Raw genomic sequence first — 13,927 nt, forward strand, 5'->3', positions numbered from 1 at the left:
CCGGTCGTATCCTTGTCTGATGGCGCTTTGCTTATTTGACTATGGCGCCTGACCCGACTGTGTGGTATCAGCCTGTGGATCAAACAGGTGGTCAAGGATTTTTCGCATGATGGGCGCGGCGGTAACGCCGTCGCTTCCGCCGTTTTCCAGAATCAAGGCAATAGCGACCTTAGGGTTTTTATACGGTGCAAAAGCGGTATAAAACACATGATCGCGCAGGCGAATGGGGATCATTTTCGCGTTGTAGGTCTGATTTTCTTTCAGGCTAAATACCTGCGACGTGCCGCTTTTGGCCGCAATGCCGTAGGGCGCGGTGTGAAAGAACTTATAGCCCGTTCCGTTGGGTGCATTCGCCATGCCATACATCGCCTGACGCACCAGTCCCCAGTATGGCGACGCCGGATCGGCTATCTGTGCCGGTGTTCCTGAAGGACGATACGGAACCACCGTTTTGCCGCTCTCTTCATTGAGTAACAGGTGAGGGGCAATCACCTTACCGTTGTTGATGAGCGCCACCATCGCTTTTACCATCTGGATGGGGGTGGCAATCCAGTAGCCCTGGCCGATGCCGACAGAAATGGTATCGCCCTGATACCAGGCTTTTTTATGGACCCGCTGTTTCCATGCGCGGCTGGGAAGCAGCCCGTCATATTCTTCATTAAGGTCGATGCCCGTCGGTTTGCCATAGCCGAACTGAGACAACATCGTGTCGATACGGTCAATACCCATCATATAAGCGACCTGATAGAAAAAGGTATCCGCAGATTCCTCAATCGCTTTAGTGACATCCAGCATACCGTGTCCGGTTTTTTTCCAGTCCCGGTAATGCCGCTGCGTGCCGGGAAGCGTCCAGGTTGGCGCGCCAAAGAAGGTGGTTTGCGGCGTAATAATCCCGCATAACAGCGCGGACATCGCCATATAGGGTTTAACCGTTGACGCCGGGGGATAAAGCCCTTGCGTCACGCGGTTGATCAGCGGCAGATTTTTATCGTGCAGCAGTTTGCCGTAATCCTGATAGCTAATGCCTTTTACAAAGGGGTTCGGGTCGTAGCTGGGCATAGATACCATCGCCAGCACTGAACCATCGTGCGGATCTTCAACCAGTACGGCAGCACGCTGCCCGGCCAGCAAACTTTCAATGTACTCTTGTAAATGGAGATCCAACGTCAGGTGAATGTTCTTACCCGCGATGGGAGGAACGTCTTTCAGCAGGCGGACAATACGCCCGTGATTATCCACCTCGACCTCCTGATAACCGGTTTTACCATGAAGATCGTTTTCGTAGTAACGCTCAATCCCCTGTTTACCGATGTTATGGTCCGCCGCGTAATTCTCTGCCAGCCCTTTTTTATCCAGCGCTTTAAGGTCGTTATCGTTTATCTTTGACACGTAACCCAGAACATGCGCCAGCTCCGCGCCGTAAGGATACTGCCGATCCTGATAGCTATTGATCGTGACGCCGTTGAAATGAAACTGATTGACCGCAAAGCGTGCGATTTCAACATCCGTTAGCGCGTTTTTGAGCACCACCGGACGATAGCGGCTATTGGATTTTAGCGCATGGCGAAAGTCGGCGATATCATCGGGGGAGAGATCAACAATAGGGGTGAGCTGTTTTAGCAGCGCATCCATATCGGCAATTTTATAGGGCGTAACCGCGATATCATACCAGGTTACGTTACGCACCAGCGGAATGCCGTTGCGATCGTAAATGATGCCGCGCGTGGGCGCGACGGGTAGCATCTTGATATCGTTCTCATTCGAACGGGTGGCGTAGTAGTGGTGCTGACGGATTTGCAAGTTATAGAGGTTGAAGATCAGGATACCAAAGCAGACAACCACTACACCAAACGCCACAATCACACGTCTCAGGAAGAGTTTCTCTTCCGCATCAAAGTCTTTAAAAGTCATTACCTGTACCTGAACAATCCGCCGCCTAATGATACGGGGCGGTCAGCGCCAGCACAGGTAAAAGATGTTCCATCTCTCTATAGAAATGTGTCATTCCTTGTGATTTGTTACAGATATACCGCTGTGGCAATAAAAAGGCCTGAGTCCGTTACCCGGAGTCAGGCCTGATGATGTTAACGACGGCGCGTTTACATGCGTTCTACGGTTTCGATACCCAACGTATCCAGACCCAGTTTCAGCGTCTTCGCCGTCAGTTGCGCCAGTTTTAGGCGGCTATTGCGAACCGCGTCATTCTCGGCGCTGAGAATAGGGCAGTGCTCGTAGAAGCCGGAGAACAGCCCGGCGACGTCATACAGATACGCGCACATGACGTGCGGCGTACCTTCACGCGCGACCACCGTCAGGGTTTCTTCAAACTGCAGCAGACGGGCAGCGAGCTGCGCTTCGCGATCTTCGCTAATGATAACCGGCGCGCTCGCCAGCGCCTGCTCGTCGATATCCGCTTTACGGAAAACAGACAGCACACGCGTATAGGCATACTGCATATAAGGAGCGGTATTGCCTTCGAAAGCCAACATATTATCCCAGTCGAAGATATAGTCAGTGGTGCGGTTTTTTGACAGATCGGCGTATTTCACCGCGCCAATACCGACGGCGTTAGCCAGTTTTTCCAGCTCGTCAGCCGGCATATCCGGGTTCTTCTCCGCCACCAGACGACGCGCGCGCTCCAGCGCCTCATCCAGCAGGTCCGCCAGTTTCACCGTACCGCCCGCGCGAGTTTTAAACGGTTTACCGTCTTTACCCAACATCATGCCGAACATGTGGTGTTCCAGCGGAACGGAATCCGGTACATAACCGGCTTTGCGCACAATGGTCCAGGCTTGCATCAGGTGCTGGTGCTGACGGGAGTCAATGTAGTAGAGCACGCGGTCGGCGTGCAGCGTTTCGTAGCGGTATTTGGCGCAGGCGATATCGGTAGTGGTATACAGATAACCGCCATCTTTCTTCTGAATAATGACGCCCATCGGGTCGCCTTCCTTGTTTTTAAACTCATCAAGGAAAACCACCGTTGCGCCTTCGCTTTCAACCGCCAGGCCTTTGGCTTTCAGATCGGCGACGATGCCCGGCAGCATCGGATTATACAGACTTTCGCCCATCACATCGTCACGCGTCAGCGTGACGTTCAGACGATCATAGGTGATCTGGTTTTGCGTCATCGTGATATCAACCAGCTTACGCCACATCTCACGGAAATAGGCATCACCGCTCTGCAATTTGACGACGTAGTTACGCGCGCGCTCGGCAAACGCTTCATCTTCGTCATAATGCTTTTTCGCATCGCGGTAGAATCCTTCGAGATCCGCCAGCGCCATGTCGCCCGCGTTTTCCTGCTGCTGTTTTTCCAGCCAGGCGATAAGCATACCGAACTGGGTGCCCCAGTCGCCGACGTGGTTAGCGCGAATAACATGATGGCCCAGAAACTCCAGCGTGCGTACTGCCGCATCGCCGATAATCGTGGAGCGTAGATGACCAACGTGCATCTCTTTCGCGACGTTGGGCGCGGAGTAGTCGACGACAATCGTCTGGCGAGTCGGCTGAGAAACGCCCAGACGTTCGGAGGCCAGCGCCTGCTGCACCTGTTCAGCGAGAAAAGCCGGTTCGAGGAAAATATTGATGAAGCCAGGGCCGGCGATTTCAACCTTGCTGGCGATGCCGCTGAGATCCAGATGAGTCAGCACCTGCTCTGCAAGTTGTCGGGGGGCCATACCCAGTTTTTTCGCAACTGCCATCATGCCGTTGGCCTGATAGTCGCCGAACTGAACTTTGGCTGACTGACGAACCTGGGGCTCGCAATCTGCAGGCGCGCCTGCAGCAATCATGGCCTGACTAACTTTTTCTGAGAGAAGAGCCTGAATATTCACCGGAATACCTTACGTTTATGAAGCGGGCTGTATTGCCCGCGCCAGTTTAAGAATTAGGGCGGGAGTATACTGCAAATGCCCGTTGGCGTCAGCATTGCGCGCGCGGCGCGTCGCCTGAAATATACGCAACAATAATCTGCATAAGCATTCAATAAACGCCCAATCAAATCAAAGGTTGGTTGCCGGGGCGCAACAGCGTAAATTAGCGGTTTTCACAGCAAGAAGAGCGTCCTGATATGGCGAACTGGCAACACATTGATGAACTGCATGATATTTCCGCAGATTTACCGCGATTCACTCTGGCGTTCAGAGAACTTTCCACTCGCCTTGGTCTGCAGATTAGCGCCCTTGAGGCCGATCACATTTCATTGCGCTGTCACCAGAATACGACGGCGGAGCGTTGGCGTCGCGGTTTTGAACAATGCGGCGAGCTACTGTCGGAAAATATCATCAACGGCAGGCCGATTTGTCTGTTTAAACTGCATGAACCGGTATGTGTGGAACACTGGCGGTTTTCTGTTATTGAATTACCGTGGCCGGGAGAAAAACGCTATCCACACGAAGGGTGGGAGCATATTGAAATCGTGCTGCCCGGCGAGCCGGAGACCTTGAACGCGAGGGCTCTCGCATTGTTGTCGGATGAGGGGCTTAGTCAGCCGGGGATCGTGGTTAAAACCAGTTCGCCACAGGGCGAGCATGAACGTTTGCCAAACCCTACGCTGGCTGTGACCGATGGCCGCGTCACGGTAAAATTTCATCCATGGTCGATTGAAGCGATTGTCGCCAGCGAACAGGCGGCCCATTAACCTGCCGAGCGGAGTGAATATGGCGTTACTTGAGATCTGTTGTTACAGCATGGAATGCGCGCTCACCGCGCAGCGAAACGGCGCGGATCGTATCGAACTGTGCGCCGCGCCGAAAGAAGGGGGGCTTACGCCTTCGCTGGGTGTCTTACGCAGCGTGCGTGAGCATATTACGATTCCCGTACATCCGATTATTCGTCCTCGCGGCGGGGATTTTTATTACACTGACGGCGAATTTGCCGCCATGCTGGAAGATATCCGCCTCGTCAGAGAGTTGGGGTTTCCCGGGCTGGTTACTGGCGTGTTGACCGTTGATGGGGATGTCGATATGTCGCGAATGGAAAAAATAATGGCGGCGGCCGGGCCGCTGGCGGTGACATTCCACCGCGCCTTCGATATGTGCGCTAATCCCTTCAATGCGCTAAAGAATCTGGCTGACGCAGGCGTAGCAAGAGTACTGACTTCCGGGCAAAAAGCCGATGCGGCGCAAGGTTTATCAATAATTATGGAACTTATTGCCCAGGGGGATGCTCCAACCATTATGGCTGGTGCGGGGGTTCGTGCAAATAACCTGCAGAATTTCCTCGATGCCGGAGTACGGGAAGTACACAGTTCCGCCGGAGTCTTACTGCCTTCGCCGATGCGCTATCGCAATCAGGGGTTATCGATGTCTGCCGATATACAGGCGGACGAGTATTCTCGCTATAGGGTAGAGGGTGCGGCGGTCGCTGAAATGAAAGGAATCATTGTTCGCCATCAGGCCAAATGATTTTTACCGTTGCATCATGTCGCCCAATATGATGCTTGCTCGTACCAGGCCCCTGCCAATTCAACAGGGGCCTTTTTTTCTCCTTCATATTTCAAGCCGCAGCAGCGTTGGCCGCCTCGCGCACCCCGGTCACGTAGCTACCTACGTTCCCGGGGATTTGCTGCGTTGCCGCCTTGCTGCAACTTGAACTATTTTGGAGAAACGGTGCTATACGTAACGGTCATTCGGCAATCCATCACGGTTTACGCGCAATCAGCACCGCGCGCTGCGGGGCGGGATAGCCTTCCACCGTCTTGCTGCGATCGTTCGGGTCGAGGAAATCGGCCAGCGACTCGGTAACCATCCATTCGGTACGGCGCTGCTCTTCGGTGGTAGTGACGCAGACATCGGCGATACGCACGTCAATAAAGCCGCATTTTTCCAGCCATTTTTTTAATGCCGGCGCGGAAGGAATAAAATAGACATTACGCATTTGGGCATAGCGATCCCCGGGCACTAAAACGGTATTTTCGTCGCCGTCGACGACCAGCGTTTCCAGTACCAGTTCACCCTCGTTGACCAACTGATCTTTTAACTGCCACAGATGCTCCAGCGGCGAGCGACGGTGATAAAGCACCCCCATCGAGAAGACGGTATCAAATGCTTTCAGCGCCGGGAGTTGTTCAATGCCCAACGGCAGCAGATGCGCGCGCTGATCGTTACCCAACAGTTTACGCACCGCCTCAAACTGGCAGAGGAAAAGCTGCGTAGGATCGATGCCGACCGCCAGATGTGCGCCCGCGCCAATCATCCGCCACAGGTGATAGCCGCTGCCGCAGCCGACATCAAGGATCGTCCGGCCGGTTAAATCTGACAGATGCGGCAGTACGCGATCCCACTTCCAGTCGGAGCGCCATTCGGTATCAATATCTACGCCATAAAGCGAGAACGGGCCTTTACGCCACGGCATCAGATTACGCAGCAATGTATCAATACGCTTTAGCTGACCTTCGCTGAGCGGCGTTTCGCTTTCCGCCGTGACGCTGTGCAGTAAATCCAGCCGCCAGGGCGTCATTTCCGGTAAAAATTCTACCGCGTTCGACCACTGTTTAAACAAGCCATGCTGCTCGCGTTGCCAGGCGGCAATCTGCGCGGGCAATGTTTCCAGCCAGTGGGAGAGATGATTTTTAGCAATGAGCTGATAAAAGTTACCAAACTCGATCATGCGGCAACTCCGGCTTTTAACGCGACAAGCGACCCGAAATTAAAGCACTGGAACCACAGTTCACTGTGTTCGAAACCCGCCTGACGCAGGCGCGCTTTATGTGTTTCCACCGAGTCGGTGAGCATCACGTTTTCCAGCATACTGCGCTTCTGGCTGATCTCCAGTTCACTGTACCCATTCGCGCGTTTAAAATCGTGGTGCATGTTGAATAACAGCTCGCCCACTTTCGCGTCTTCAAAGCTAAATTTTTCCGACAGTACCAGCGCGCCGCCGGGATTCAACCCCAGGTAAATCTTATCCAGCAATGCCTGGCGTTCGGCAGGTTCAAGGAATTGCAGGGTAAAATTCAGCACCACCATCGAGGCGTTTTCAATAGTGATATCGCGGATATCGCCTTCAACAACTTCAACCGGCGTTGGCGCTTTATATGCATCAATATGGCGGCGGCAGCGTTCTATCATGGCCGGGGAGTTATCGACGGCGATAATGCGACAATGCTCATGGCGGATATTACGCCGAACAGACAGCGTCGCGGCGCCCAGCGAGCAGCCCAGATCGTAGACCTGCGTGTTCGGCTGCACAAAGCGTTCAGCCAACATGCCGATCATGGAGATGATGTTGGAGTAGCCTGGTACCGAACGCTGAATCATGTCGGGGAAAACTTCGGCTACTCGTTCATCAAAAGTCCAGTCGCCGAGACGGGCGATAGGCGCAGAAAAAAGCGTGTCGCGGTGAGACATAACGTATACATCCGGGAAAAATAAAGGCGCATATTGTGCGCTAATACAGGGAGAAAACCAACTCCCAGGGCATATACCACAGGTTTGCCAGCACCATCAGCAACAATGCGCACCAGGTAGCGCTCATCCCCGCCCGCCGCCAGCGGAACAGGCGGTGGTGAAAACCGTAATAATGCATCAGCCGACCGGCGATTAAAATGATGCCGCAGATATGCACCATCCACGTTTCGGCGCCGTTCATTTCCATAAACAGCAGCAGCACCAGCGCGACAGGAATATATTCTACCGCGTTGCCATGAATACGGATGGCGCTTTGCAATTCGCTAAAACCGCCGTCGCCATAGGCGACACGGTACTGCATTCGCAAGCGAACGACATTAAAAGAGAACTTCATTAATAATAACGCACCCAAAACGGCATACAGCGCGCTTACCATACAAACTCCCTTTTAAAATGGCTGATGGCACTGTCTATGATAGGGGGCATTTTCAGAAAAGAGAAGATTGCTGTGGAATGGACGGAGCAGTGCCGATTTCCGGTAAGACGCTGCGTAAATCATGCCAAAGCGTATTCACCAGTTCCGGCGCCTGCGCGATATCCGGAGTATGTAAAAACAGAAAAGGCGTGGTGGTCTGCCGCCACTGCGGGAGTTTCTGCAACCAGGCTGCGAAAAACTCACGGTTTTGCGCCATATTATCGCTACCGATAAAACGCACCATCGGATGGCTGGCCGTCACGACTGCATGTACCGGAACTTTGGGTTTTTTTCGCTGCGCGTCGCGGACGGCCTCGCTGTGGGGATGGGCGGCATGTACCGGACGACTATCCAGGATCACGCGGTTTACGCCGCGCGCGTGTAACCCGCGATTGAGCCGCTGTTCATCCTCACCTTTGTCAAAAAAACACGGATGACGAACTTCTACGCCATAGGTAAACGTGGCGGGGAGCGCATCAAGAAACTGCCATAAGGCGGGGAGATCGCGCGGTCCAAAGGCGGCGGGCAACTGCAGCCAGTATTGGCCAATACGCGTTTCCAGCGGCGCCAGGCGGGTAAAAAACGCCTGTACCAGATCGTCGCAATGACGCAGCGCGGCCTGGTGAGAAATAGTGGCGGGAAATTTAAAGCAAAAACGGAAATCGTCCGTAGTTTGCGCATACCAGCGCTCGACAATTTCCGCTTTCGGCAGCGCGTAAAGCGTGGTGTTGCCCTCCACGCAATTAAAGTGGCGGGCATACTCTTCCAGACTGGTGATGCCGAGCCGCGCCCATTTCGGGTGCGACCATTGCGGCAGGCCAATGTAGATCATAAGGCGTTTAAAATATCCTCTACGCTGCGTACCCGGCCAATGCGCGGGAAAATATGCGTCATACTGCTCTGATGCTGCTCACTGCTGGCGGCGCTACAGGCATCTTCGGCAATAATAAGGTTAAATCCTAACTCCCAGGCGTTACGCGCTGTGGATTCGACGCCGATATTGGTTGAGATTCCGCACAATATGATGGTGTCGATACCCCGGCGGCGAAGTTGTAATTCCAGGTCGGTGCCGTAAAACGCGCCCCACTGGCGTTTAGTCACTTCCAGATCGCTGTCCTTTTTACCCAATGCCGTAGGCCAGGTCCACCAGTTTTCCGGCAACGCGTGCGCAGGCGTTGCGGCATCCACCGGCTGTTTTAACGCTTCGGCATAATCATCAGACCATCCAACGCGTACCATAACCACGGGCGAGCCGTTGGCACGACACTTTTCCGCCAGCCGCGCGGCGCGGGCGACCACCTCATTTGCCGTATACGGGCCGCCGGCAAACGGAAGAATTCCTTCCTGTAAATCAATAACCACCAGGGCGGTTGTGGTCGCGTTGAGTTTCAGCATGATAATCACTCTCCTAAAAATAGCGGATTTCACTACACCTTAAGCGCGATTAAAGAGGAAAGCGGCGACAAATATTGTTAATTTTTGTGAGCATACGCAATACCCGCGTGAAAAACCCGGGTACAGTCAGTATGAACCAGGCGTCGATACCGCATGAAACGGGCAAGTTATCGCTCCCATGCTGGATTGACTCTTATCGTGCGGCAGAATTTCCAGTATAATAGCCGCCTTTTTTCATCCAGTTGTGACATACAGCTAAAGCTGCGACTTCGTCGCCTGCATGGCAGGCAACAATCCGCCTGCGGCTAAGTTAAGGGATATCTCATGCGTACAGAATATTGCGGACAGCTACGTCTGTCCCACGTGGGGCAGCAGGTGACTCTGTGTGGTTGGGTCAACCGTCGTCGTGATCTTGGCAGCCTGATCTTTATCGATATGCGCGACCGCGAAGGTATTGTGCAGGTGTTCTTCGATCCGGATCGTGCGGACGCGTTAAAGCTGGCCTCTGAACTGCGTAATGAGTTCTGCATTCAGGTTACGGGCACCGTGCGTGCGCGTGACGCGAAAAACGTCAATGCGGATATGGCGACCGGCGAAATTGAAGTGCTGGCGTCCTCTCTCACTATCATCAACCGCGCAGACTCACTGCCGCTTGACGCTAACCACGTTAATACCGAAGAGGCGCGTCTCAAGTACCGCTATCTGGATTTGCGTCGTCCGGAAATGGCGCAGCGCCTGAAAACCCGCGCCAAAATTACCAGCCTGGTGCGTCGTTTTATGGATGATCACGGTTTCCTTGATATTGAAACGCCGATGCTGACCAAAGCCACGCCGGAAGGCGCGCGCGACTATCTGGTGCCTTCGCGCGTGCACAAAGGTAAATTCTACGCGCTGCCGCAGTCGCCGCAGCTGTTCAAACAGCTCCTGATGATGTCCGGTTTCGACCGTTACTATCAGATAGTCAAATGCTTCCGTGATGAAGACTTACGTGCTGACCGTCAGCCGGAGTTTACTCAGATCGACGTCGAGACCTCCTTCATGACCGCGCCACAGGTGCGCGAAGTGATGGAAGCGCTGGTGCGCCATTTGTGGCTGGAAGTGAAAGGCGTGGATCTGGGGGATTTCCCGGTCATGACGTTTGCCGAAGCGGAACGTCGTTACGGTTCCGACAAACCAGACCTGCGTAACCCGATGGAACTGGTGGATGTCGCTGACCTGCTGAAATCGGTAGAGTTCGCGGTCTTCGCGGGCCCGGCTAACGATCCGAAAGGCCGCGTGGCAGCGCTGCGTGTGCCTGGCGGCGCACAGCTTAGCCGTAAGCAGATCGACGATTACGGTAACTTTGTTAAGATCTACGGCGCGAAAGGCCTGGCGTATATCAAAGTTAACGAGCGCGCGAAAGGTCTGGACGGGATTAACAGTCCGGTGGCCAAGTTCCTGACCGCCGACATCGTCGAGGCTATCCTTGAACGTACCGGCGCGCAGGACGGCGACATGATCTTCTTCGGCGCAGATAACAAAAAAGTGGTTGCTGATGCGCTGGGCGCGCTGCGTCTGAAACTGGGCAAAGACCTGAGCCTGACCGACGAAGACAAATGGGCGCCGCTGTGGGTGATTGACTTCCCGATGTTCGAAGACGACGGCGAAGGCGGTCTGACCGCGATGCACCATCCGTTCACCGCCCCGCGTGACATGACGGCGTCTGAACTGAAAACTGCGCCGGAAGAAGCCGTCGCTAACGCTTACGATATGGTGATTAACGGCTATGAAGTGGGCGGCGGTTCGGTGCGTATTCACAACGGTGAAATGCAGCAAACCGTATTTGGTATTCTCGGTATCAATGAGCAGGAGCAGCGCGAGAAGTTCGGCTTCCTGTTGGATGCGTTGAAATACGGTACGCCGCCGCATGCGGGCCTGGCGTTTGGTCTGGACCGTCTGACCATGCTGTTGACCGGCACCGATAATATTCGTGATGTTATCGCCTTCCCGAAAACGACCGCCGCCGCGTGTCTGATGACCGAAGCGCCGAGTTTCGCTAACCAGGCAGCATTGACGGAGTTGGGGATTCAGGTTGTGAAGAAAGCCGAGAATAACTGATATGAACAATGTACACGACATCATTCGCGTGATATCGCGACGGCCCGCAAGGGGGAGTCTCATCAATGCGCGGCGTCACCCAACAGCCAACAACGAGGTCGCGTGAAGGATAAAGTGTACAAGCGCCCCGTTTCGGTCCTGGTGGTTATTTTCGCGCAGGATACGAAACGGGTGCTAATGTTGCAGCGACGCGACGACCCGGATTTTTGGCAGTCAGTGACTGGCAGCATAGAAGAAGGGGAGACCGCGTTGCAGGCCGCCGTACGTGAAGTCAAAGAGGAGGTCACGATTGATGTTGCGGCAGAGCAACTGACCTTAATCGACTGCCAACGTACGGTGGAGTTTGAAATTTTTTCACATTTACGTCATCGCTATGCGCCGGGCGTCATGCACAATACAGAATTCTGGTTCTGCCTTGCGTTACCGCATGAGCGGCAGGTGATATTCACTGAACATCTGACGTACCAGTGGCTTGATGCGCCTGACGCGGCGGCGCTTACCAAGTCCTGGAGTAACCGGCAAGCGATTGAAGAGTTTGTCATTAACGTCGCCTGAAAAGGCGCGCTTTTTTTGAGGAAATATTTATGGCAGGTCATAGTAAATGGGCCAACACCAGACATCGTAAAGCTGCGCAGGATGCCAAGCGCGGTAAAATCTTCACTAAAATTATTCGTGAACTGGTAACGGCAGCTAAATTGGGCGGCGGCGATCCGGATGCCAACCCGCGTCTGCGCGCGGCCGTAGATAAAGCGCTGGCCAACAACATGACCCGCGACACTCTGAACCGCGCCATCGCTCGCGGTGTGGGCGGTGATGAAGACTCGAACATGGAAACCATCATCTATGAAGGTTATGGTCCTGGCGGCACGGCCATTATGATTGAGTGTCTGAGCGACAACCGTAACCGTACCGTAGCGGAAGTGCGTCATGCTTTCAGCAAGTGCGGCGGTAATCTGGGTACCGATGGCTCAGTGGCGTACCTGTTCAGTAAGAAAGGGGTCATCTCCTTTGAGAAAGGCGATGAAGACACCATCATGGAAGCCGCTCTGGAAGCCGGCGCGGAAGATGTTGTGACCTATGATGATGGCGCGATTGATGTTTACACTGCCTGGGAAGAGATGGGCAAAGTGCGTGACGCGCTGGAAGCGGCGGGTCTGAAAGCAGACAGCGCCGAAGTGTCCATGATCCCGTCAACTAAAGCGGATATGGATGCGGAAACCGCGCCGAAACTGCTACGTCTGATCGATATGCTGGAAGACTGTGACGATGTTCAGGAAGTCTACCATAACGGTGAGATCTCTGATGAGGTGGCGGCGACCCTGTAATGGTGCTGTTAAACGCCGGCGGGCAGGGGGTATAGCGTGTCGATTATTCTCGGTATTGACCCCGGCTCGCGCATTACCGGTTATGGCGTTATCCGCCAGGTAGGAAGACAACTGACCTATCTGGGCAGCGGATGTATTCGTACCAAAGTCGATGATTTGCCGTCTCGTTTGAAGCTCATATACGCAGGCGTGACGGAAATCATCACGCAGTTCCAGCCGGACTATTTTGCTATCGAACAGGTGTTTATGGCGAAAAATGCCGACTCAGCCCTCAAGCTGGGACAGGCGCGCGGCGTCGCGATTGTCGCCGCGGTCAACCAGGAACTGCCCGTGTTTGAATACGCGGCGCGTCAGGTGAAGCAAACCGTCGTCGGTATTGGTAGCGCGGAAAAAAGCCAGGTACAGCATATGGTTCGTACGTTGCTGAAGCTCCCCGCTAACCCGCAGGCCGATGCCGCAGATGCGCTGGCTATCGCCATTACGCATTGCCACGTTAGCCAGAACGCGATGCAAATGAGCGAGAGCCGACTCAATCTGGCGCGGGGAAGGTTGCGCTAAATCATTCTCCCTCAGCCTCGCGTTGAGGGGTTTCAATTCCACAGGCGCTAATTAATTCTAAATTGGGATGTTGCCACAGGCTGGCTGGCGTCACCGTCTTACGATCCCACGGGATTGAACCTAAAAACCAGAACTTCCAGAAGGCGAGTTTCGCATCAGGATTGCTGTGAAGTAATTCTTCGAATGTCTCAATATCGCCTACCGGAATACACAATGCTTCTTTATAGATATCAAACACAAATTTCGAGCAGAACTGGCGCGATGACTCGTATTTAAACCCCGTGTGATAAAACTTATTCAGCCGGGCGGGAACCTGCTCCATGATGGCGAATTTCTGCTCGACCGTCAGGCCGCCGCGCAGACGACGAACCGCGTAACGTTGTCCGGCTGAACGTTGTATAAACAGTGACAGCGTGGTGACGGTTGAGAGGGGGACGCGACTTTCCGCCACCAGATAGTCATCACCATTATGACCAATAATAATCCCAACATGGTTGCTCCAGCACTGTGAAGCGGTGGATATCTGGCCGAAAAGCGCGGCACCTATACAGGTAAAGACGATATCCCCGGTTTCATATTGGACAGAATAATGTTTTTTCATCTCTGCATTCCATTATTTGAAATAAATTCCTTTTATTTATTCTACAGGGTAGTTAGCATTATACCAGATAAATGACAAGCCTTAGTGTCATCGAAATATGTATGGTGAATATTTCATTTATTGGAAT

At 53.7% G+C, this 13,927-nt stretch carries 14 protein-coding genes; 6 read left to right on the top strand and 8 right to left on the bottom strand.

What is annotated here, in order from left to right; genetic code table 11:
* Nucleotides 1-39: 39 nt before the first annotated feature.
* On the bottom strand, nt 40-1,911 hold the full coding sequence (gene mrdA / locus ABVM99_RS15605) for a penicillin-binding protein 2 (RefSeq protein WP_052938252.1): 1,872 nt from the start codon (nt 1,909-1,911) through the stop codon (nt 40-42).
* Between the two features lie 188 nt (nt 1,912-2,099).
* Nucleotides 2,100-3,833: an arginine--tRNA ligase gene (gene argS, locus ABVM99_RS15610; RefSeq protein ID WP_001025363.1), complete on the bottom strand. Its 1,734-nt coding sequence runs from the start codon at nt 3,831-3,833 to the stop codon at nt 2,100-2,102.
* A gap of 236 nt (nt 3,834-4,069) precedes the next feature.
* Between argS and ABVM99_RS15615 the strand changes: the two genes are divergently transcribed.
* Nucleotides 4,070-4,639 (top strand): VOC family protein, encoded by a 570-nt coding sequence (locus tag ABVM99_RS15615; protein ID WP_000024796.1) that lies wholly within the window; start codon nt 4,070-4,072, stop codon nt 4,637-4,639.
* A gap of 19 nt (nt 4,640-4,658) precedes the next feature.
* The gene (gene cutC / locus ABVM99_RS15620; RefSeq protein ID WP_001185780.1) at nt 4,659-5,405 is read left to right on the top strand and encodes a copper homeostasis protein CutC; all 747 of its coding nucleotides are present in this window, start codon (nt 4,659-4,661) and stop codon (nt 5,403-5,405) included.
* 235 nt (nt 5,406-5,640) lie between these two features.
* Here the strand turns inward: cutC and cmoB are convergent, their stop codons facing one another.
* Genes cmoB through ABVM99_RS15645 form a run of 5 tightly spaced genes read right to left on the bottom strand, consistent with a single transcriptional unit; the run spans nt 5,641 to nt 9,219 of the window.
* Nucleotides 5,641-6,609: a tRNA 5-methoxyuridine(34)/uridine 5-oxyacetic acid(34) synthase CmoB gene (cmoB, locus tag ABVM99_RS15625; RefSeq protein WP_023195478.1), complete on the bottom strand. Its 969-nt coding sequence runs from the start codon at nt 6,607-6,609 to the stop codon at nt 5,641-5,643.
* Nucleotides 6,606-7,349 (bottom strand): carboxy-S-adenosyl-L-methionine synthase CmoA, encoded by a 744-nt coding sequence (cmoA, locus tag ABVM99_RS15630; RefSeq protein WP_000019609.1) that lies wholly within the window; start codon nt 7,347-7,349, stop codon nt 6,606-6,608. The genes cmoB and cmoA overlap by 4 nt, the downstream gene beginning before the upstream one ends.
* A 40-nt stretch (nt 7,350-7,389) precedes the next feature.
* A complete protein-coding gene (locus ABVM99_RS15635) occupies nt 7,390-7,785 on the bottom strand; it encodes an MAPEG family protein (protein ID WP_000252975.1) in 396 nt (131 codons plus the stop codon).
* A 52-nt stretch (nt 7,786-7,837) separates the two neighbouring features.
* The gene (locus ABVM99_RS15640) at nt 7,838-8,656 is read right to left on the bottom strand and encodes a DUF72 domain-containing protein (protein ID WP_000639238.1); all 819 of its coding nucleotides are present in this window, start codon (nt 8,654-8,656) and stop codon (nt 7,838-7,840) included.
* The gene (locus ABVM99_RS15645; RefSeq protein WP_000916144.1) at nt 8,653-9,219 is read right to left on the bottom strand and encodes a hydrolase; all 567 of its coding nucleotides are present in this window, start codon (nt 9,217-9,219) and stop codon (nt 8,653-8,655) included. Before ABVM99_RS15645 ends, ABVM99_RS15640 begins: the two co-directional genes overlap by 4 nt.
* A 324-nt stretch (nt 9,220-9,543) precedes the next feature.
* On the opposite strand from ABVM99_RS15645, the gene aspS reads away from it, so the two are divergent.
* The 4 genes from aspS (at nt 9,544) to ruvC (ending at nt 13,199) form a co-directional block, all read left to right on the top strand.
* Nucleotides 9,544-11,316 carry an aspartate--tRNA ligase gene (aspS, locus tag ABVM99_RS15650; protein WP_001258633.1) on the top strand — a complete coding sequence of 591 codons (1,773 nt, stop codon included), beginning with the start codon at nt 9,544-9,546 and terminating at the stop codon, nt 11,314-11,316.
* A gap of 102 nt (nt 11,317-11,418) precedes the next feature.
* Nucleotides 11,419-11,871 (top strand): dihydroneopterin triphosphate diphosphatase, encoded by a 453-nt coding sequence (nudB, locus tag ABVM99_RS15655; protein ID WP_000653693.1) that lies wholly within the window; start codon nt 11,419-11,421, stop codon nt 11,869-11,871.
* A 29-nt stretch (nt 11,872-11,900) separates the two neighbouring features.
* Nucleotides 11,901-12,641, top strand: a complete 741-nt coding sequence (locus ABVM99_RS15660) for a YebC/PmpR family DNA-binding transcriptional regulator (RefSeq protein ID WP_000907242.1) — start codon at nt 11,901-11,903, stop codon at nt 12,639-12,641.
* Between the two features lie 36 nt (nt 12,642-12,677).
* A complete protein-coding gene (gene ruvC / locus ABVM99_RS15665) occupies nt 12,678-13,199 on the top strand; it encodes a crossover junction endodeoxyribonuclease RuvC (RefSeq protein ID WP_000022509.1) in 522 nt (173 codons plus the stop codon).
* A gap of 1 nt (nt 13,200) precedes the next feature.
* Here the strand turns inward: ruvC and ABVM99_RS15670 are convergent, their stop codons facing one another.
* Nucleotides 13,201-13,800, bottom strand: a complete 600-nt coding sequence (locus tag ABVM99_RS15670; protein ID WP_023194402.1) for a YebB family permuted papain-like enzyme — start codon at nt 13,798-13,800, stop codon at nt 13,201-13,203.
* Nucleotides 13,801-13,927: the final 127 nt, after the last annotated feature.

Source organism: Salmonella sp. SJTUF15591 (genome assembly GCF_043356435.1).
GTDB lineage: Bacteria > Pseudomonadota > Gammaproteobacteria > Enterobacterales > Enterobacteriaceae > Salmonella > Salmonella enterica.

Bases quoted from the DNA above. Each gene is read 5' to 3' on its own strand.
- mrdA (WP_052938252.1), bottom strand. From the start codon at position 1,911: ATGACTTTTAAAGACTTTGATGCGGAAGAGAAACTCTTCCTGAGACGT.
- ABVM99_RS15645 (WP_000916144.1), bottom strand. From the start codon at position 9,219: ATGCTGAAACTCAACGCGACCACAACCGCCCTGGTGGTTATTGATTTA.
- ABVM99_RS15640 (WP_000639238.1), bottom strand. From the start codon at position 8,656: ATGATCTACATTGGCCTGCCGCAATGGTCGCACCCGAAATGGGCGCGG.
- ABVM99_RS15670 (WP_023194402.1), bottom strand. From the start codon at position 13,800: ATGAAAAAACATTATTCTGTCCAATATGAAACCGGGGATATCGTCTTT.
- aspS (WP_001258633.1), top strand. From the start codon at position 9,544: ATGCGTACAGAATATTGCGGACAGCTACGTCTGTCCCACGTGGGGCAG.
- cmoA (WP_000019609.1), bottom strand. From the start codon at position 7,349: ATGTCTCACCGCGACACGCTTTTTTCTGCGCCTATCGCCCGTCTCGGC.
- cmoB (WP_023195478.1), bottom strand. From the start codon at position 6,609: ATGATCGAGTTTGGTAACTTTTATCAGCTCATTGCTAAAAATCATCTC.
- ABVM99_RS15660 (WP_000907242.1), top strand. From the start codon at position 11,901: ATGGCAGGTCATAGTAAATGGGCCAACACCAGACATCGTAAAGCTGCG.
- cutC (WP_001185780.1), top strand. From the start codon at position 4,659: ATGGCGTTACTTGAGATCTGTTGTTACAGCATGGAATGCGCGCTCACC.
- ABVM99_RS15615 (WP_000024796.1), top strand. From the start codon at position 4,070: ATGGCGAACTGGCAACACATTGATGAACTGCATGATATTTCCGCAGAT.
- ABVM99_RS15635 (WP_000252975.1), bottom strand. From the start codon at position 7,785: ATGGTAAGCGCGCTGTATGCCGTTTTGGGTGCGTTATTATTAATGAAG.